The 19,093-nt window shown below is 46.2% G+C and carries 18 protein-coding genes and 1 pseudogene; 15 read left to right on the top strand and 4 right to left on the bottom strand.

Features of this window, described 5'->3' with window-relative positions:
- Window positions 1-135: 135 nt before the first annotated feature.
- A pseudogene (locus VST71_04495) lies at window positions 136-423 on the bottom strand (IS481 family transposase).
- Between the two features lie 395 nt (window positions 424-818).
- On the opposite strand from VST71_04495, the gene VST71_04490 reads away from it, so the two are divergent.
- The 8 genes from VST71_04490 to VST71_04455 all read left to right on the top strand — a co-directional run bounded on the left by VST71_04490 (window position 819) and on the right by VST71_04455 (window position 6,012).
- On the top strand, window positions 819-1,868 hold the full coding sequence (locus VST71_04490) for an HD domain-containing phosphohydrolase (protein MEC4684978.1): 1,050 nt from the start codon (window positions 819-821) through the stop codon (window positions 1,866-1,868).
- Complete coding sequence (locus VST71_04485) at window positions 1,840-2,385, top strand: methylated-DNA--[protein]-cysteine S-methyltransferase (protein ID MEC4684977.1); 546 nt, start codon at window positions 1,840-1,842, stop codon at window positions 2,383-2,385. The genes VST71_04490 and VST71_04485 overlap by 29 nt, the downstream gene beginning before the upstream one ends.
- 215 nt (window positions 2,386-2,600) lie before the next feature.
- On the top strand, window positions 2,601-3,425 hold the full coding sequence (rpsB, locus tag VST71_04480; GenBank protein ID MEC4684976.1) for a 30S ribosomal protein S2: 825 nt from the start codon (window positions 2,601-2,603) through the stop codon (window positions 3,423-3,425).
- A complete protein-coding gene (gene tsf, locus VST71_04475) occupies window positions 3,422-4,024 on the top strand; it encodes a translation elongation factor Ts (protein ID MEC4684975.1) in 603 nt (200 codons plus the stop codon). Before rpsB ends, tsf begins: the two co-directional genes overlap by 4 nt.
- Window positions 4,025-4,031: 7 nt before the next feature.
- The gene (gene pyrH / locus VST71_04470; protein ID MEC4684974.1) at window positions 4,032-4,766 is read left to right on the top strand and encodes a UMP kinase; all 735 of its coding nucleotides are present in this window, start codon (window positions 4,032-4,034) and stop codon (window positions 4,764-4,766) included.
- Window positions 4,767-4,836: 70 nt separating this feature from the next.
- Window positions 4,837-5,394, top strand: coding sequence for a ribosome recycling factor (frr, locus tag VST71_04465; protein MEC4684973.1), 558 nt, complete (start codon window positions 4,837-4,839; stop codon window positions 5,392-5,394).
- Between the two features lie 50 nt (window positions 5,395-5,444).
- A complete protein-coding gene (locus tag VST71_04460) occupies window positions 5,445-5,603 on the top strand; it encodes a hypothetical protein (GenBank protein MEC4684972.1) in 159 nt (52 codons plus the stop codon).
- Complete coding sequence (locus VST71_04455; protein ID MEC4684971.1) at window positions 5,584-6,012, top strand: TraR/DksA C4-type zinc finger protein; 429 nt, start codon at window positions 5,584-5,586, stop codon at window positions 6,010-6,012. The genes VST71_04460 and VST71_04455 overlap by 20 nt, the downstream gene beginning before the upstream one ends.
- Here VST71_04455 and truA read toward each other — a convergent pair.
- On the bottom strand, window positions 6,009-6,776 hold the full coding sequence (truA, locus tag VST71_04450) for a tRNA pseudouridine(38-40) synthase TruA (GenBank protein ID MEC4684970.1): 768 nt from the start codon (window positions 6,774-6,776) through the stop codon (window positions 6,009-6,011). The genes VST71_04455 and truA overlap by 4 nt on opposite strands.
- Before the next feature lie 364 nt (window positions 6,777-7,140).
- Here truA and VST71_04445 point away from each other — a divergent pair, with 364 nt between their 5' ends.
- The 6 genes from VST71_04445 to VST71_04420 all read left to right on the top strand — a co-directional run bounded on the left by VST71_04445 (window position 7,141) and on the right by VST71_04420 (window position 14,697).
- Window positions 7,141-8,319: a porin gene (locus VST71_04445; GenBank protein MEC4684969.1), complete on the top strand. Its 1,179-nt coding sequence runs from the start codon at window positions 7,141-7,143 to the stop codon at window positions 8,317-8,319.
- A gap of 323 nt (window positions 8,320-8,642) precedes the next feature.
- The gene (locus VST71_04440) at window positions 8,643-8,828 is read left to right on the top strand and encodes a hypothetical protein (protein ID MEC4684968.1); all 186 of its coding nucleotides are present in this window, start codon (window positions 8,643-8,645) and stop codon (window positions 8,826-8,828) included.
- Between the two features lie 19 nt (window positions 8,829-8,847).
- Window positions 8,848-10,032, top strand: coding sequence for an ATP-binding protein (locus VST71_04435; GenBank protein ID MEC4684967.1), 1,185 nt, complete (start codon window positions 8,848-8,850; stop codon window positions 10,030-10,032).
- Window positions 10,033-10,422, top strand: coding sequence for a response regulator (locus VST71_04430; protein MEC4684966.1), 390 nt, complete (start codon window positions 10,033-10,035; stop codon window positions 10,420-10,422).
- A gap of 631 nt (window positions 10,423-11,053) precedes the next feature.
- Window positions 11,054-13,468 carry a glycosyltransferase gene (locus tag VST71_04425; GenBank protein ID MEC4684965.1) on the top strand — a complete coding sequence of 805 codons (2,415 nt, stop codon included), beginning with the start codon at window positions 11,054-11,056 and terminating at the stop codon, window positions 13,466-13,468.
- On the top strand, window positions 13,465-14,697 hold the full coding sequence (locus tag VST71_04420; protein ID MEC4684964.1) for a radical SAM protein: 1,233 nt from the start codon (window positions 13,465-13,467) through the stop codon (window positions 14,695-14,697). Before VST71_04425 ends, VST71_04420 begins: the two co-directional genes overlap by 4 nt.
- Before the next feature lie 112 nt (window positions 14,698-14,809).
- Here VST71_04420 and VST71_04415 read toward each other — a convergent pair whose 3' ends face one another.
- Both VST71_04415 and VST71_04410 read right to left on the bottom strand, forming a co-directional pair.
- The gene (locus VST71_04415) at window positions 14,810-15,205 is read right to left on the bottom strand and encodes a type II toxin-antitoxin system death-on-curing family toxin (protein ID MEC4684963.1); all 396 of its coding nucleotides are present in this window, start codon (window positions 15,203-15,205) and stop codon (window positions 14,810-14,812) included.
- On the bottom strand, window positions 15,202-15,450 hold the full coding sequence (locus VST71_04410; protein MEC4684962.1) for an AbrB/MazE/SpoVT family DNA-binding domain-containing protein: 249 nt from the start codon (window positions 15,448-15,450) through the stop codon (window positions 15,202-15,204). Before VST71_04410 ends, VST71_04415 begins: the two co-directional genes overlap by 4 nt.
- Window positions 15,451-16,043: 593 nt before the next feature.
- Here VST71_04410 and VST71_04405 point away from each other — a divergent pair.
- Window positions 16,044-18,965, top strand: a complete 2,922-nt coding sequence (locus VST71_04405; GenBank protein MEC4684961.1) for a PAS domain S-box protein — start codon at window positions 16,044-16,046, stop codon at window positions 18,963-18,965.
- The last annotated feature ends 128 nt before the right edge of the window (window positions 18,966-19,093 follow it).

The raw sequence follows: 19,093 nt of genomic DNA, 5'->3' as shown, positions 1-19,093 counted from the left end.
GTTTTATGATGGGACTGATCGAGGCATTCATACTATTAAATCAGCGCTTCGAGAGATTAACAGGCAAAAATGTAATTCGTCAATGGATAAGATGGGGCTCTATGCAACTCATAGAAAAACCTCGCTTGTTTTAGGATTAGTCTGAGGATGACGTGCCTTGGTTCTGCTATGCTCAATATCATTGAGATACAGGAAGAGCTGATAAGGATGGTTCTCCCTAACTCCACAGTACTCTGTTCCCCGGTCTGTAAGCACTCTGAGTAAAGGCAGGTTATGAGAATCGAAAAAGGGAAGCACCTTGTCATTGAGGAAATCTGCCGCTGTAACGGCAATCTTTTCTGTATAGAGCTTGGCGAACCCTATATTTGAATAGGTATCAATACCTGTCTGCTGATATATCTTCCCTATTCCCTTGATCCAGCCATTGATCTCTATGTAAGCCTGGATATAACAATTATATTCCGGACATTGGTATAATTTAAGTATGAGGCCGAGGCTGTACTTGAAGACCGGCAACAGGGTCAGGCACATCAGATACGACACCTGGGGTGAAGGTGTTGTGGTGGAAGAAAAGCATTCATCCCTGGAAGGAGGCTTCTGTTTCGTAAAGGTCCTTTTTGAGGACGGAGAAGAGCGGTCCTTTATTAATAACCTTGACAATGAATGCTGCTGCTACTACGCAGGGCTGAGACTGATTTAAAAGCCCTCATATCCGTGAATCCATACTTAAGGAAAAGAGTTAACTTTTATAGCTAACCTGCTAATAATCAATTCGTTTTCTTGACAAATATTTCAAAAGATGTTTTAATTATTTAATAATGATTTCTAATAATATTATACCTGCAAGGGACACGGCATCCGTACTCATAGTGGATGATTTGCAGTCCGATACAGAACTGATCGAGGCAGTCTTTAAATCAGACGACTTTCGTATCTTTAAATCAGCTAATCCTGTAGAGGCAGTGGACATCTTCGAGACCTGCCACCCTGACATTGCCATCATTGATATAACGATGCATGATGTCAACGGCTTTCAGTTATGTCAGATATTCAAGGACATGGCGGGACGAAGGTTTTTCCCTGTTGTGCTCCTTGCCGCTCACAGCGACAGAGGGAGCAAGATAAAAGGATTCGAATCAGGGGCCGATGATTTTATCAGCAGGCCCTTTGATTCCAGGGAATTTCTGGCCAGGATACGCTCTTTACTGAGATTAAAGCATCTCCATGATGAATTGGAGCATTCGGAAAATATCATCCTTACACTTGCAGCTACCCTTGAAGTCCGGGACCCTCACACGCAGGGGCATTCAACCAGGGTTGGTGCGTTCTCGAAGGAGTTTGGAGATTATCTGGGACTCTCCCTGCAGGAGCAGGAACTGTTGCGCAAGGCAGGCCTCCTGCACGATATAGGAAAAATAGGATTGAGCAAGGATCTGTTCCTTAAACCACCCCCACTTACGGATGAAGAGATGGAAACAATAAAGAAACACACAATTATTGGAGAGCAGATATGTAAACCCCTGCATTCACTCCGGGAAGTCCTTCCGGCAATCAGACATCACCATGAGAGGTGGGATGGAAACGGTTTCCCCGATGGACTGAAGGGTGAGGATATCCCTTTGCTGGCAAGGGTACTCTCTATAGTTGACTCCTTTGATGCCATGTTCTCCGAACGCCTCTACCGGGAGGGCCGCACTGCCTTTGAGGTGCTGGAGGTGATGCGAGAGGAAAAACATCTCGGACAATGGGACCCCGTGTTACTTGAGCATTTTATAGAGATGATGAACCTGACAGGGCATGAGCTTCTGGGACACGGGGCCGGGACTGACTTGAGACCTGATGAACAAAAGGAAACCTTACTCCTCTGATCTGCTCTACGATGTGGTCTGCACCCCCCTGGGCCACCTCTATCTGACGTATATCCTTAAAGGAAATCAGGCAGACTCTGTTAATCTGACAGGGCTTGGTTTCACCAAACCTGGAAAGAGAGCGGCCCTCACTTGTCACGGAACCTCACCGGCCGTTGCTGCAAGGAAAAGCCCCATACCCGAAGATATCAAAGACGAGATCAGGGAGTATTTTGAGGGAAAGCTGCGGAAGTTCGACATCCCGTTTATCCTCTCGGGGACGGATTTTGAGAAAAAGGTCTGGCTGACATTGAATGAAATACCCTATGGAGAGACCCGGACATACAAATGGCTTGCAGAGAGGCTTGGCTCTCCCCGGTCTGTAAGGGCGGTCGGTCAGGCCCTCGGCAAAAACCCCCTGCCCATAATTCTTCCCTGCCACAGGGTTATTCAATCGGACGGCAAATTAGGTGGCTACTCCTCAGGTATCGGGATCAAGAGGAGGCTCCTTGAGCTCGAATACTATAGCTCACTCTGACTTCTCTGCCCCCGAATTCTTGAATTTTTTCCTTGTGTTATGTTAATGTGTATGGCATTATCTGAAGCTGCAGTATTGATAATAGCCTGCAGTTTTCTGCAGAAAATCTAAAACACACGCCTTAAAAACCTCTCCTGACCGGTTTGCGGGACAGAGACAAGTGCCCGGAGTTCAGGGGAAGAGGCGGAGGAAAAAACCAGGAGAAAGTGAGAACTATGTCAGTTGTAACAATGAAAGAGCTGTTAGAGGCCGGGGTTCATTTTGGACACCAGGTCAAGAGATGGAACCCGAAGATGAAACGCTACATCTTTGGTGAGAGAAACGGTATCTATATTATAGACCTTCAGAAGACCATGAAGGGACTTGAAAGCGCCTACAATTTTCTGAAAGGTCTGTCATTGTCCGGTCAAACCGTTCTTTTTGTGGGAACAAAAAAACAGGCGCAGGACTCAATCAAGGACGAGACAGAGAGGGCAGGGGCTTTTTATGTAAACCAGAGGTGGCTTGGCGGAATGTTGACCAATTTCACCACGATCAAGAAGAGCATAGAAAAGCTGAAAAATATTGAAAAAATGAAGGAAGACGGTACATACGAGGCACTTACCAAAAAAGAGGTAGCAAAACTGGAAAAGACCCGGACAAAGCTTGAGAAAAACCTGGGTGGGCTTAAGGATATGCAGACCCTTCCCGGGGCCTTGTTTGTTGTTGATCCAAGAAAAGAGAAGATAGCTGTTCAGGAAGCAAGAATCCTGAAGATCCCCATTGTGGCTATTGTTGACACAAACTGTGACCCTGATGAAATTGACTATGTTATTCCGGGAAATGACGATGCCATAAGGGCAATAAAGCTTATTACATCCAAGATGGCTACTGCAATCCTTGAAGGACAAGATATCCTGAACAAGGAGATAGAGGCAAAGGCTGAAGAGGCCAGGATAAAGGAAAAGATTTCGCAGGAAGAAGAAGAGATGGCGGCTGTAAATGAACCGGCAATACCACCGATAGAGGCAGCGCCACAGACAGAGGAGGTTGCAGAATGACTGTCACTGCTGATATGGTGAAGCGGTTAAGGGAGCAGACAGGAGCCGGAATGATGGACTGTAAAAAGGCCCTTTCAGAGAGTAACGGTGATTTTGAAAAGGCCGTGGATGTATTGAGGAAAAAAGGGCTTGCTGCTGCTGAAAAAAAGGCGGGAAGAAAGGCATCTGAGGGGCTGATACTCTCCTATATACATATGGATAAAATCGGTGTGCTGATAGAAGTAAATTGTGAGACTGATTTTGTCGCAAGGACCGATGATTTTCGTCAGTTTGTCAAGGATGTTGCCATGCATATAGCGGCTGCAAATCCACGGTACCTTTCAAGGGAGGATATCCCTCCGGATATCATTGAAAGGGAGAAATCCATATACAGGGATCAGACAAAAGACAGGCCCGAGCATGTTGTGGAGAAGATACTTGAAGGCAAGCTTGAAAAGTTCTATGCGGAAAATTGCCTGTTGGACCAGATATTCGTAAAGGACCCTGATCAGAAGAAGAAGATCAGGGATATTGTGACAGAGATGGTCTCGAAGTTTGGAGAAAACATCATTATAAGACGTTTTACACGTTATCAGCTTGGTGAGGAGCTTGAAAATTAAATCCAAAATTAAATCCAAAAATAAACCAAAGGTTAAATACAGAAGGATTCTCCTGAAGTTGAGTGGAGAGGTACTGATGGGGCAGAGAAGTTACGGTATTGACGCCACCACCGTTGATTATATGGCCAGCGAGATTAAGGGCATTCATAAGCTCGGCATTGAGGTGGCTGTTGTCATTGGCGGGGGCAATATCTTTCGTGGTGTTGAAGGCTCTGTAAAGGGGATGGAGCGCGCAACCGCTGATTATATGGGTATGCTGGCAACGGTAATAAATGCACTTGCTCTTCAGAATGCCCTGGAGAAGGCAGGCGTTCCTACAAGGGTGCAATCAGCTATTGAAATGAGAGAGCTTGCAGAACCATACATCAGACGCAGGGCCGTCAGGCATCTGGAAAAGGGACGGGTCGTCATCTTTGCCGCTGGTACGGGTAACCCCTACTTCACAACTGATACGGCGGCCTCTCTCAGGGCAATGGAGATCGGGGCTGAAATCATTCTTAAGGCCACAAAGGTTGATGGTGTGTACTCTGCAGACCCCTTCAAGGATCCTGATGCGAAAAAATTCAAGAAGATCAGCTACATGGACGTACTTAAGAAGGGGTTGAATGTAATGGACTCAACCGCCATATCCCTCTGTATGGACAATGCCCTGCCGATTATGGTATTTAATGTAAGGAAAAAGGGTAACATAAAGCGGGTCATGGAGGGAAAGAACATAGGGACCATTGTCAGCATGGGTTAAAAAATCTGTGAGCAAAAAAAGAATTCCTGCAACCCTGCTTATACATGAATGAACCCTGTGGAGGGACAAGATGGATAGGGAATTGAAGAAAAAGGCAAAAGAGAAGATGGAGAAGGCAATAGAAGTATTCAAGAAAGACCTTGGCTCTATCAGGACAGGCCGTGCCTCCACCTCTCTGCTGGATAATATTTCAGTTGATTATTATGGCACACAGACGCCCCTGAACCAGGTTGCATCACTCTCCGTACCCGAACCCCGCGTGATAGTCATTCAACCCTGGGAGCAAGCGCTGATCCCTGTTATTGAGAAAGCCATCCTTCACTCTGACCTCGGGCTTAACCCTTCAAACGACGGCAAGGTCATCAGGATTGCCATTCCCCCGCTGACGGAAGAGCGGCGGAAGCAGCTTGTCAAGGTCGTGAGGAAGCGTGCAGAGGAGGCAAGGGTTGCAATAAGAAATATCCGCAGAGAGACCAATGAAGGACTGAAAAAACTTGAGAAAGATAAACATATCAGTGAGGACGACATCAAGAAGGGGCTTGAAGAGATACAAAAGCTTACCGATACCTATATAAAAACAATAGATGAGGTGCTGCAGCATAAGGAAAAGGAGATAATGGAAGTATAGGCAGGCAGAACAGGCTGCTTTTTTCTACTTACTTTCTAAGAGGAGGCACTATGAATGCAAATTTTATGGTAAAAGTTGAAGATGCAAGGCTACCGGACATACAGAAGGCATTGAAGGCAGCCGGCATAAAGATCAGGAGTATCGTGGAAGTATATAAAGAAGGCGTAGCAGAGAAGAAAGAGGTGGATAATGCCAAGAAAGAAGGCTAAAAGCAAAGAGCCTGAAGAGAGCGAGGAGCAGAGAAAGGAACGGCTGAGAAAGCTGCTCATTAGCAAAAGGCAGGAAATTATCCGGGAGGCAAAAAACGAGATCGGGAAGTTCATCAGGGGAGAGAACAGGCAGCTTGCAGAGACAGCCCTTGATGATGGAGACTGGTCTGTTGTTGATTTGGCCGAAGACCTCAACCTGCAAAAACTGACGGTTCATAAGCAGACCCTCAACAAGATAGACGAGGCTTTAAGGAAATTGAATGAGGGTACTTACGGGATTTGTGAAGACTGCGGCTCTGAAATCAGCGAGGAGAGACTAAAGATAATTCCCTTTGCAATATACTGTGTTGACTGCATGGAAAAGAGGGAAGAGCTTGAAAAGATTGAACGGGAGGAGAGGGGCATCTAATAAAAGACCCTTTCGAGAAAAAGCCCTCTGGCAGGGGCTGCGGGACCGGCGAGTCTCCTGTTCCTTGCCTCAAGTATAGCCTTCAGCCCTTCAGGACTTATCCTGTTTCTTCCAACCTCAATCATGGTACCTGCAATGTTGCGCACCATATGTCTCAAAAAGGCATTCCCCTTAACAGATATCCTGATAAATAAACCTGAAAAGCCAACAGTCAGAAACTCAATTGTATTCATCTGCTCAACCTTTATATCATATATCTCCCTTACCGGTGACCTGGCGCCGCAACCGGATGCCCTGAAAGATGAAAAATCATGTCTGCCTGTGAGACAGGCTGCTGCCTTGATCATCTTTTCACTGTCGAGCCTGTATTTGCAGTAATAGCTGTACCTTCCTGTAAAGGGGTTTCCTGTCTCCGAGCAATCGATCAGATAGAAATAACTTTTTGCCTTTGCACTGTAGCGCGGGTGGAAATCATCGCCGGCATATTCAGAGGAGATTATCCTTATGTCCGGAGGGAGCATTCCGTTCAGGGCCTTCTGAAAAACCCCGGGCGGATGTTGGGATGCCGTGTCAAAGGATGCCACCTGCTGCAGTGCGTGAACCCCTGCATCCGTCCGCCCTGCAGAAAGCACCATCGTCTCCTCCCCGGTCATCTTTCTCAGCCTTGTCTCAATGACTCCCTGAATAGTGACCCTGTCAGGCTGTACCTGCCAGCCGGAGTAGTTTGTACCGTCATACTGCAGTGTTAATCTGATCCTTCTCAAGCCCGGGCAAACCTCCTTTATCTGCATATATGTGATAGCCCTGTTGAGGCTAACAGATATGAGAGTTTAAAGGCAACCCGGAGTATTTTCACAACAGGCTTCACTGCCCGGCATGCGTGAAGTCTTTGCCCGGGTTTCAGGAGAGTGCCGGTAGTGGCAGGGGAAATCATGGAAAATTAACATTACTGTCATATTCCCGTAACTTCGGCAGGGTAAGATTGACACTAAACATAATCGATTAAAGATTTCCGAGAGGAGGTGAATGAAGAAAGGTATAAATAATGTGTGTATGTAGAAAATATAAGCCGTTAAGCCGAGCTGTACAGAAAGTGCAATAACACTGATAAACCTAAGGAGGAGAAAAATGATAGCAACACTGAGATTCGTGAAGGTCTTTTTTGCTGTACTGGCAATTGCCATAATCGCAAATATCTATATTCCGCAGGCTGCTGATGCTGCCGGAATAACCGTCTATAAGAAGGATGATAAGTATGTTAAGTTGGGCGGCAGGATTCAGCTGCAGTATCATTATAAGGATCCCGACAGTGGGGATTCCAGCGACAAGGTATTTTTCCGCCGTTTCCGTCCGTACATTGAGGGCAGTCTGCACAAGGACTGGAAGGGCAAGTTTCAGTGGGATATGGGCAAGGCAGAGGGTGATAACGAGATTGCAATAAAAGACGCTTACATGCAGTATAAAGGGTTTCCGAACATAAAGATAGCTGTTGGTAACAAGAACTTCCCATTTTCCCGCGAGTTCCTGACCTCATCCAAAAAGCAGCAGCTTGTGGAGCGTACATTTGTAGGTGACCATAATTACGGCACTCCTGACCGTAATGTAGGTGTCCACCTTACCGGTCATAACAATGACAAGAAACTGACCTACGGATTCTCTGTAGCATCAGCCTCCATTGACCCTGATGCCAATAAACTGGATTTTGACACACCTGTTAACAGGAATGCGGATTTCAACGAGGGCTGGATCGTTGGCGGCCGTCTGGACTACCATCCTTTTGGCAATCTGAAATTCGCCCAAGGCGACTTTAAGCGCAAGACCAAGGCTACCATCGGTGTTGCCGTCTTCACATGGAACAATGATGATGATAACAATACATATATAGCTGCGCCTGATGAAGATGAAAAGAAGTTTGATGTGGATAAGGTGACTGGTTTTGAGTTAAGTGGAGCATTCAGAAGCTCGGGGCTCTCTGTTGACGCTGAATACAACCTCTTCAAGGCTGACACAGTGGATGCAAATGTTACCAAAGGTATCTACAAAAACGGCAGCACTGATCTTAAAAACTACTCCATTGAGGGAGGGTACATGATAGTGCCGGACAAGCTTGAGATCGTTGCAGCTTATCAGGCACAGGATGCTGATAACTACGCAGACGTATGGACCCGCACATCTGTTGGTACCAACTGGTTCATACAGAAACATGACATCAAGATGCAGCTTACATACAGGATGGGCAAAAACCTGAAGGGCGTTTCGAATGATGATGAGAACGAGCTCTTCCTGCAGGCACAATACGTATTTTAAGGATTGCGGAATCAGGATTAACGGATAATGCCGGCACTCATTTCCAACCCTCCTTTGGGCAGGGGCTAAAGCCCCTGCCCATATTTTTGTACAGGATGAAGTCGAAGAATTCCGGCTTAAGGTTAAGTTGATTTTTTAATCCTGCCTTCAACTAAAACACGAAAGAGCCGAAAACTTAAAGGTACCTTAATAATCACGTAACATAGCTGTGCTACTATTGAGCTTATCAATACAGGCAGAAACCTGCATATACGGAATGCCGAGGATTGCAGGGCAATTGGCTGCTTTTTCATCAAAACACTTTTAAGAAGGGGGTAAAAATTATGTGTCCCAAGTTTAAGGATGGTATTTGTGAGGTTGCCGGTATTGAGCCGGAACATCTTGAGTGTGCAGATGGGCGTTGCTGCTACATGAACAGTTATGAATACGAAACCTGCAGGCTCTACATGGTGGATTGTATAGTGAATTGCAAAAACACACTTGATGTGACGGCTGATGTGGCGGCATAAAAAAGAGGGGGAAAGATAGATGGAATCAGTACAGGAGCATTCCCTGTCAGTTGGAAGACTGGTAACATCCAGGGAATATATACCACCGTGCACTGCAGTCACCTGTGTGGCTGAAAGGTTTTTTAATTCGAGCAGTATGGATGCTGTGGCACTGGTTGAATGCAGAGAACCCGTAGGACTTGCCACAAGGTCCAAACTGCTCTTCAGGTTGTTCAGGAGATTCGGGTTTGAGCTTTACGGGAAAAAGCCTATCATATCAATAGCCGATTCCGAACCGCTTATTATACACGAAGATGAAAGGCTGGATGTGGCTATGGATACAGCATTGGACAGGCCCACAGATAATGTTTATGACGATATAATAGTGGTGAACAACAGTGGAAATTATATGGGGCTTCTTTCCGTAAAGCAGATGGTGATACAGCAGAGTAATGCCCTTGTAAACAGCGTTATCCAGAAAGAGATGGCAAGGGAAAAGGCAAAGGACCTTGAGAAGATTAACAGGATCAAATCACAGTTTATCGCAAATGTCACACATGAGCTCAGGTCGCCGTTAAATGCCATAATCGGGCTGACAGAACTTATGAAGATGTCGTATGAGAAAGGGAATATAGAACAGATGAAGAACCGCCTGGCCATGCTGATGTCCAGCTCAACCTATTTAAGGGCCATTGTAACCAATGTCCTTGACCTTTCAAAGCTTGAGGCCGGAAAGATGGAGGCCGTCAACGAGAGATTTGATATGGTCCCGATACTCCGTGAGGTAGCTGCCACTACACGAGTGCTCCTTGGGAACAAACCTGTAAGTGTTGAAGTGATTGCCCATGATGGACCTGTATTCATGGTATCAGACCCGGTCAAGGTCAGGCAGATTCTGACCAACATTATTAACAATGCTGCAAAGTTTACAGAGAGCGGCAGGATTGTTCTGGCCCTTGGCTCTGAAAAAGAGAGGCTGAAAATATCAGTAAGCGATACCGGTATAGGCATCAGGGAAGACAACCTCAAGAAGATATTTGAGGCATTCAGTCAAATAGAGTATGCCGGGACCAAAAGGTATGAGGGGACAGGGCTCGGCCTGACCATAACCAGAAACCTGCTGACTATTTTGGGAGGCAGTATCTCGGTCTCGAGCAAGCCTGGTGAAGGCACGACCGTGGATATTTATCTGCCATTTAAAAATAATGGGAAGAAGGAGTTATAGATGGAAAGAACTGCAAGAAAGATACTGGTTATAGATGATGATGAGAGGCATCTTGTTGCTGCAAAAGGGCTTTTGGAGGATGCAGGGTATGAGGTGGTTACCCACAATCACTGGATCGGCTCTACCAGTGCAGTGATGAAACTCAAGCCTGACCTTGTGCTGCTCGATATTAATATGCCGGCACTGTCCGGTGACAGACTCTCCATGCTGTTCCGTACTAACGGCAGTACCAGGAATGTGCCGGTGGTGTTTTACTCATCAAATGATGAAGACAGCCTGAGAAAGTCGGCTTTGAAATGCGGGGTTGCAGGGTATATATGTAAGGGGGATGTCTTTGAACTAAGGAGAAAGGTCGGGTTTTATCTCGATACGGCCTGCCGGGAGACGTGAAATTAAAGCACGAATCCGTTGTCCGGAGGTAAATGGTTGTTGGAAGCGATATGACAGACTCTTCACTCATTCTCGTCGGGCATCCGGCCCTCCTCCGAGGAAAGTATCACGATTCACCATCCAGGTGAATCTTTTGTGATACTTAAATCCGTTCAGAGTCAATCATATCACTTCCTTTTCTTGATCAAGGCTTTTTGCTGAATCCGGTAAAAATTAACATTTCTTTAATACCCCTGTAACATGCACCTGCTATCTTAGAGTCATGGTATTCAGAGAATTCCATGACTGGGAAGGTGAATAAAGGACCTGTTTTTTCTGGAAGCGCGCTGTTTGGTAAAAACACTGCTTTTTTATGGAGGAGGGAAGGATTAATGAAATGCCCGTTTCTTAGAGACTGGATAGTATCATCCTGCAGGGCTGGAGATACCCCTTATATGCCGAGCCGTTTTCAGCTTCTGGAGTATTGTAAAAACAAGGACCACAGAAAATGTCCTTTCTATTCTGATATGCAGGGTCAGGTAGCGAGTCTTCAGGGTGCTAAATTAGCGCCGGGTTGAGGACTGATGACTAGTAATCGCATGCATAAAAATCCAGGCCTTTTCGTGACTATGGTAAACGGAGAGATTATACAATGAAACAGCTCTATAGATCGGACCTGCATGTGCATTCAAACTTTTCCAACAAATCCTCCATCTGGGCAATGAGAAAGCTTAACTGTCCGGAGAGTTTTACCTCGCCCCGTTTTATTTACAATACAGCCAGAAAGATGGGCATGGACTATGTAACGATAACAGACCATAACACAATAGATGGTGCACTGGAGATTGCCCACATGCCCGGTGTCTTTATAAGTGCTGAGGTTACAGCATACTTTCCGGAAAACGGATGCAAGATTCACGTTATCGTTCTGGACGTATCCGAGAGCAGTTTCAGGGAGCTTATGACCCTGGGAAGAAATGTTTACGAACTTGTAGCATATCTCCAGACGGAGGGCATTGTCCATTTTGTCTCTCATCCCCTTTACGACATGAATGAAAAGCTGACTGTGGATGTCATTGAGAAGATGCTGATGATGTTTGATGTCTTTGAGGTGAAGAATGGTGCAAGGGCGGAGCAATTTAATTCGTTGATAAGCAGCGTTGTATCTTCACTCGACCCTGATAGTTATGAAAGACTGTTGGACCGGCATGATATATCTCCGTGCAGTGTGACCTCCTGGCATAAGGCAACGGTTGGGGGCTCTGATGACCATAGCGGATTTTTTATTGCGAGGGCATATACGGTTACCCGGAAAGGCAGGACTTTGGATGATTTCCTGGCCTCGATAGGAGAGAAACGTGTGTGGGCAGAGGGGGATGACGGCGACCCCTTGACCCTTGCCCACAGCATATATGGTATTGGCTACAGATTTTACTCTGAGAGACTGAAATCAGGGACCAGGAATGCGACCCCGTTTATCGACTATCTGTTAAACAGATTATTTGACGAGAATTCAGGAAAGGTTTCCCTTATCGACAAGATAAAGTTCTTTGTAAGAAAGAATATCCCTGAGATGTATAACTCTTATGATGACAGGAGTTTTGAGGAGATACTCGACCGTGAGGCAAAGAGACTTGTTAATGATATGAGCTTTCTGAAGAGCATCAACAGTGAGGACAGAAACAGGAGGATATTCAGGATAACGAGTTATCTTGCAAACAGGATGATATACATCTATACAAATCAGTTGCTGAAGATACCATCCAGTAACGGCATTTTCAGGATACTACAGTTATTAAACAGTATCGGGATGGTTCATCTGCTCATCTCGCCATACTATGTCGCATTCTTTCATCAGCACCGGAGTAAGAGGCTTATGAGCGGGTTAAAGGGACGGTTTGGACTCAATGGCTCCGGGGGCTGCGAAAAGACCGTGCTCTTTACAGATACCATTAATGAAATAAACGGCGTGGCCATTACAATAAAGAAGCTGATCGAGACATCAAAAACCAGGGGTGTTGAGCTGACAGTGGTTACATGCAATAATCAGGAGACAGGGGCAGGGGACGGAATAATGAATTTCAAGTCTGTTGGAGAATTTGCAATTCCGGAATACCCTGAGCTCCGCCTGCACTTCCCCCCTATTCTTGATGTGGTTGATTTTCTTGAAAAGGAAGGGTTTACCAGGATTCATGCAAGCACTCCCGGAATCCTTGGTCTCCTGGCCCTCCTTGTATCAAAGTTGATGGACATCCCGATCTCGGCAACGTATCACACGGATATCCCTCAATACGTAAAGAGTCTTACGGACGATGTCTTTCTTGAAAACACTGCCTGGAACTATATAATCTGGTTTTACAGTCAGATGGATGAAGTGCTCGTCCCGTCCAAAAGCACCGAGAATCAACTTATTGAAAAGGGTCTGTCCCCTGAAAAGATAAGGCCGTTGCCCAGATGGGTTGATACCGGGGTCTTTTCTCCAGAGAAGAGGAACGAGGCCATGTGGCAGAGATACAGTCTGAACGGAGAGATGAAGTTTCTCTACGTTGGGCGTATCTCAAAGGAGAAAAACCTTGAGCTTCTGGCCGATGCCTTTATTGAGACGATCAACCGGGGGTTTTGTGTTGACCTTGTTGTGGTCGGAGACGGGCCGTACAGGTCTGAACTTGAGAAGAGATTGAGTGGATATCCTGTTTTGTTTACAGGTTTTCTTGAAGGAGAAGCACTCTCTGCAATATATGCCTCTTCAGATGTCTTTGTCTTTCCAAGTACAACCGATACCTTTGGAAATGTAGTGCTTGAGGCACAGGCGTCGGGTTTGCCGGTTATAGTTTCTGACAAGGGGGGGCCAAGGGAGTTAATGATAAACAATGAAACAGGTATTGTTATAAGTGCCGACAACAAAACATTGTTGGCAGACGCCCTTGCGCTTTTTTTAATGAACAGGGAAAAGACCGGAATCATGGGTGAGAGTGCAAGGCGGTTTGTCGAGAACAAGGCCATACACCCCAAGGATATGTACTCTACAATTCTCAGGGATTCCTTTGCCGGGGCCGTGGTTGAATGACCGCAATCGGAACACTTTTGAAGAAAACCATCCCCGGACAACTCGTTATTCAGTACACGGATATCTGCAATGCACGCTGTCCGCAGTGCGGGATGAGGGTTTCTGAAAAATTCCCAAGATCAAAACTCTCTACTGATGTGGTAAAACAGATAATTGATTCTGCCTCACAGAGGGGGATGCAGGCCATCTCTTTTACCGGCGGCGAGCCCTTTCTCTTTTTTGATGAGATAATCAGGATGATAAAGTATGCAGGGGATGCCGGCATTAAATATATAAGGACCGGGACAAACGGTTTTCTCTTTGCAGATCATGACAGCCCGGGATACCGCGACAGGATTGCCGGGATTGCAGAAAAACTTGCTGAAACCGGGATTTATACCTTCTGGATAAGTATTGACTCAGCAGTTCCCGAGGTTCACGAATCCATGAGGGGGTTACCGGGGGTAATCGAGGGCATTAAAAAGGCCCTGCCCATATTTCACGAGCACGGGATTTACCCGTCGGCAAACCTTGGGATAAACAGAAATATAAACGGCCTTTTTCCCGGAAGAAAAATGGATGCAGTGGAGTTTTATGAGTATTTCAGGGGGGCATTCAAGAACTTTTTTGACTTTATCATAGATATGGGTTTTACTATTTCAAATGCATGTTATCCCATGAGCAGTGACAGCGGTCCTGTACATAATGACGCTGTTTACAGGGCAACGTCAGAGGATGATGTTGTGAAGTTTGCAGCACATCAGAAACCGCTGCTCTTTAAAGCCCTTTTTGATACTATTCCAGCCTACAGGTCGAGGATAAGGATCTTCTCTCCAAGGAGCTCCCTCTTCAGCCTGATAAGGCAATATACTGCCGGAGACTGGAACTGCTATCCCTGCAGGGGTGGAGAGGAGTTTTTCTTTATAGATGCCCGCAGTGGTGACACCTATCCGTGCGGATACAGGGGAGACGAGAGCCTCGGCAAGTTCTGGGAGATGGATTTATCAGATAAGGATTGCAGGCCTGTTTGCAGGAAATGCGACTGGGAGTGTTTCAGGGATCCCTCTGAACTTTTTGGCCCCTTCCGGGACCTCACCTCATCCCCCCTCGGTTTCTTTAAGCGGATGGTGACGGACCGTGCATACATGAAACTATGGATTCAGGACATCCAGTACTACAGGGCCTGCGACTTCTTCAATGGCCGGACGTTGCCTGATTTAAAGAAACTTTCAAAATGGGGTAGTGCCTGATCCTGAAGGTGTCGCATGAGCAATTTATGCGATTCTTCTGTCCTGTTTTGACAGTGATAAAGACCCCATTGACATTGTGATTTGAGTCTTGAACTGGCAACGCTACTCGTGACTAAACCGGTTTTTTTATTTTCAATGAATTACGTTTAAACCATTCTGCTGCGTCTTCCACAGGGATTTTTCCATGTGCCATACCAAGGGTAAAACGCTCAAGATCCTTTTGACTTGTTTCTATTATGAATCCATTCATCTGAAGAAGAATACCGGCAGACGTTATTGCTGTCCTTTTGTTGCCATCTACAAATGGATGATTCTTGATGAGGGATTCCATAAGGGCAGCAACCTTATGAAAGATATCAGGATAAAGGTCCTTTCCGTCGTATGTCGCTTTTGATCGTCCCACAGCTGACTGAAGAAGTCCAACATCCCTGATACCATGGGACCCCCCTGTTTCATCAATCAGCCTGCTATGTATGAAGAGTACCTGTTCTGCAGAGAGATATCTCACTTTTTGGCAAGTTCTTTAAGGGCAGGACGGTATTTTTTGACGAAATCATTTACCTGTGCAACAAAATCCCTGTTAATTCCTTCTGGATATTCCTTTATCCTTGCCGGTTCAATAATAATGCGGGAATGTTCCTCGTCCAGCTTTACATCAACTTCAGACCCTCGAGAAAGGCGTAGTTTCTCGAGAAGGTCATTAGGGATTGAGACCCCCTGGCTGTTCCCTATTTTGCATATCTTTCTGTGCATAACTACCTCCGGTGTTTGTTATAACCTTATTATAACACAGGCCCGGGGGCAGGGCAACATCAGCCCCAGGTTCCCGCCGTTTTTCGGTGCTTTTTGTGCTTTCCCGGACTGTTATGTTGTGCTGACTCCAGTTTTAAATCTTCTCCCTCCATCGCGGATTACCTTCCGCTTTTAGCGAAAACAGCATTGTCCCGGCACCTTAATTCCGAAGGTGCCTGTAACATTTGCAATTATCCGGGTTTCCTGATAATATTACATAAAGAGGGGTATTTTGTTATGAAATCGAGAAGAAATCAAAAAAAGCTTGTTAATTGCCATTATTTTTGCTATATTTACAGAAAGCATCCAAGCTGGTTAAAAAGAGATCGCAAGTAACGGTACAGAAGTGCCAAATTTGACAGGTTGTTTATCACTCAAAAGTCTGTTGGTATCGTGCAGTCCCGCAGGGGCAGCTTATGGAGGGGGAGGAGTTCAGTCGGGGGGAAACTATCACGTACGGTTCTTGAGGGGGAACCTGGCCGAAAGGCACAGCGACCTGCCAACGCCGCAAATAACCGGGATATTCGCATAAACTGAAAATAGAGAAGCGTCCTATGAACAAATCAAACTTTAAAAGTGATCCCTGGCTCTGGGTTATTTTTGTATCAGTGCTGGCAATCGGGGTCATTGCCGGAGGCTATTGGTACGACCAGAAACAGATCCAGATGATTCGCAACTCAAAATGTCATGAATTGAGAACCATAGCGCAGCTTAAAATTAATCAGATTGTTGCTTGGCGTAATAAATCCATCTTTGGCATTCAGGTCTATGCATCGAGTCCTTTATTCAGGGGATCTGCCGTGCGATGGCTACAGGAAAGTGAAAACCCCCGCCTGAAAGATCAAATCCTTAAAGAATGGGAACTAACCCGAAAACTTGACGGGTTTAAGAACATTATACTCGCCGATTTGGATGGTAATATAAAATTATCGCTCAATCCTGATGTAACAAGGCTGAGTCCCCTTACAAGAAAAATGGTTAATAAAGCAGCAACCACGGAAGATGTTGTGTTTGGTGATTTTTTTCAAAGTCCCTCCAACAGTGCTATATATATTGACGTGACTGCACCGATTCTCAACACAGCCGGCCAGCCGGTTGCAGTGCTTGTTTTACAACTCGATCCGGCAAAAGATCTGTATCCGTTCATCAAGTTCTGGCCGAACCCGAGCCCGAGTTCAGAAACGCTGCTTGTAAGTAAGGATGGAAAGGTACTGTTTCTGAACAAGCTGCGGTACAATCCTCAGAGTGCTCTGACCAAAAGCCTTCCGCTAACACGGCTAACTAATCCGGCAGTTCAGTCGGCTTTAGGGCAGGAAGACATTTTCGATGGCAAAGACTATCGCGGTGTAACGGTCGTAGCCGATATTTCTCATGTGCCGGATACGGATTGGTTTCTGGTTACCAAGGTGGACAAAAGTGAGATTCTGGCTGATGCCCGCGAACGCTCACTTTATATCGAGATGATTGTGGTTCTTCTTTTAGTGTTGGCCGGTACAGGAAGCGGATTCATTTACAGACACCAACGTGAAAGAATCTACCGGAAATTATATAGTGCTGAAAAAGAGCACAATGATATCCTGGAGGAGTTCCGCATTACCCTTTACAGTATCGGTGACGGGGTTATCTCGATGGATAAATTCGGCAGGATTCGTCATATGAATCCTGTGGCTGAAAAGCTTACCGGCTGGAATGAAGCCGAGGCCCGGGGCAAGCCGCTTGGGGAGGTGTTCCACATAATCCATGAAAAAACGCGCAAAGTGTTGAACGATCCAGGTGAGAGTGTTCTCCATAAAGGGGGGATGGTTAAGCTGCCCGAGGATGTCCTTTTAATAGCCCGTGACGGTACGGAACATCCAATTGCCGACAGTGCCGCACCTATAAACGGAAACAGGGATAAGCTGATAGGCATTGTGCTGGTTTTCAGTGACGTTACAAAGGAGAGGGAGGCCCGGCGTGCATTGCGTGAAAGCGAAAGACGCTATCGTAATTTTTTCATGGATGACATTACCGGAGATTTTATTGCGACTCCAGATGGAGAGCTGCTGGATTGCAACCCGGCATTTCTCAGGATGCTGGGGTTTAAATCCGTAGAAGAGGCCAGGAAACACAATATGACAACCCTGTTTTCCTCACCTGAAGCAAGTGATGATCTTTTGAACCTTCTTATCAAAGACAAGAAAGTGCTTGATCATGAACTGGAAATGCGGCGTGTGGACGGAAAGCCCATCCAGGTGATTGAGAACGTCTTTGGGAAATTTGACAGCAACGGTAATCTTATCGAAATCCAGGGTTATCTGATTGACATTACTGAGCGGAAAAGACTGGAACAGCAGCTCCTGCAGGCTCAGAAGATGGAGGCCGTGGGCCGACTGGCCGGAGGTGTGGCCCATGATTTCAACAATCAACTTAGTGTGATTATGGGATACAGTGAAATGGCGTTAGAGGAGACTGCCAAAGCAGGCAGCGTCCGGCACGACTACCTTCAGGAAATCCTGAGAGCCGCTCAGCACTCTGCCGATCTTACCCGCCAGTTGCTGGCCTTTGCCAGAAAGCAGATTATTTCACCCAGGGTGCTCGACCTGAACAATACGGTAACGGACATACTCAAGATGTTGCAGCGGCTTATCGGCGAGGATATTGAGCTGATCTGGAAGCCTGGCGCTGATCTTGGTAAGGTGAAGATCGACCCGTCACAGATTGACCAGATACTGGCAAATTTATTGGTCAATGCCCGGGACGCTATCAGCGGTGTTGGAAGGATTATCATCAGAACAGAGAATGTCGTATTCGATGAGGCCTATTGCGCCGATCATTTCGGATTTATCCCCGGCGAGTTTGTTCTGCTGGAGGTAAGCGATAATGGTTGCGGCATGGACAAGGAGACGATGGACAATATCTTCGAACCCTTCTTTTCTACAAAGGAACATGGTAAGGGAACCGGCCTTGGACTGGCGACCGTATATGGCATCGTAAAGCAGAATGAGGGCTTTATCAACGTCTACAGCGAGCCGGGAGAAGGGACAACGTTCCGGATTTATCTGAGCCGGTTTGCCGAAGAAGCTTCCTGTGTTCCGGCGGCACCCGCACCTGAGACAGTTCAGCAGGGGACAGAAACTGTTCTGTTAGTGGAAGATGAGGTAACGATTATGAAAATGGCAAAACATATGCTTGAAAAGCTGGGCTATACGGTATTGGCTGTCAGTACCCCGGCGGAAGCTCTGCGACAGATCGAGACCTATCCGGAAGACATTCACTTGCTGATTACAGATATAGTGATGCCGGAGATGAACGGTCGGCATTTAGCTGACCAGCTCTGTTCCATAAAGCCTTCACTGAAGTGTTTGTTCATGTCTGGATACACGGCCAATGCCATCGCCCACCGCGGCATACTGGAAGAAGGAGTGCACTTTATCCAGAAGCCGTTTTCGATCAAGGACCTTTCAGCCAAAGTACGTGAAGCACTGGCATCTGAATAGAAGGTTAAAAAAAACTGACAAACTTATCCTCTTTTATGTGATAAACAAGTCTGGCTTTCAAGGATGATATATTGCACCATCTATCGTATTGAGTTTCAACACGGGGTACTCTATTAGTATGAACACAG

This window comes from Nitrospirota bacterium (assembly GCA_035873375.1).
Taxonomy (GTDB): domain Bacteria; phylum Nitrospirota; class Thermodesulfovibrionia; order Thermodesulfovibrionales; family JdFR-85; genus BMS3Bbin07.
This window is presented reverse-complemented; position numbering and strand designations above follow the sequence as displayed.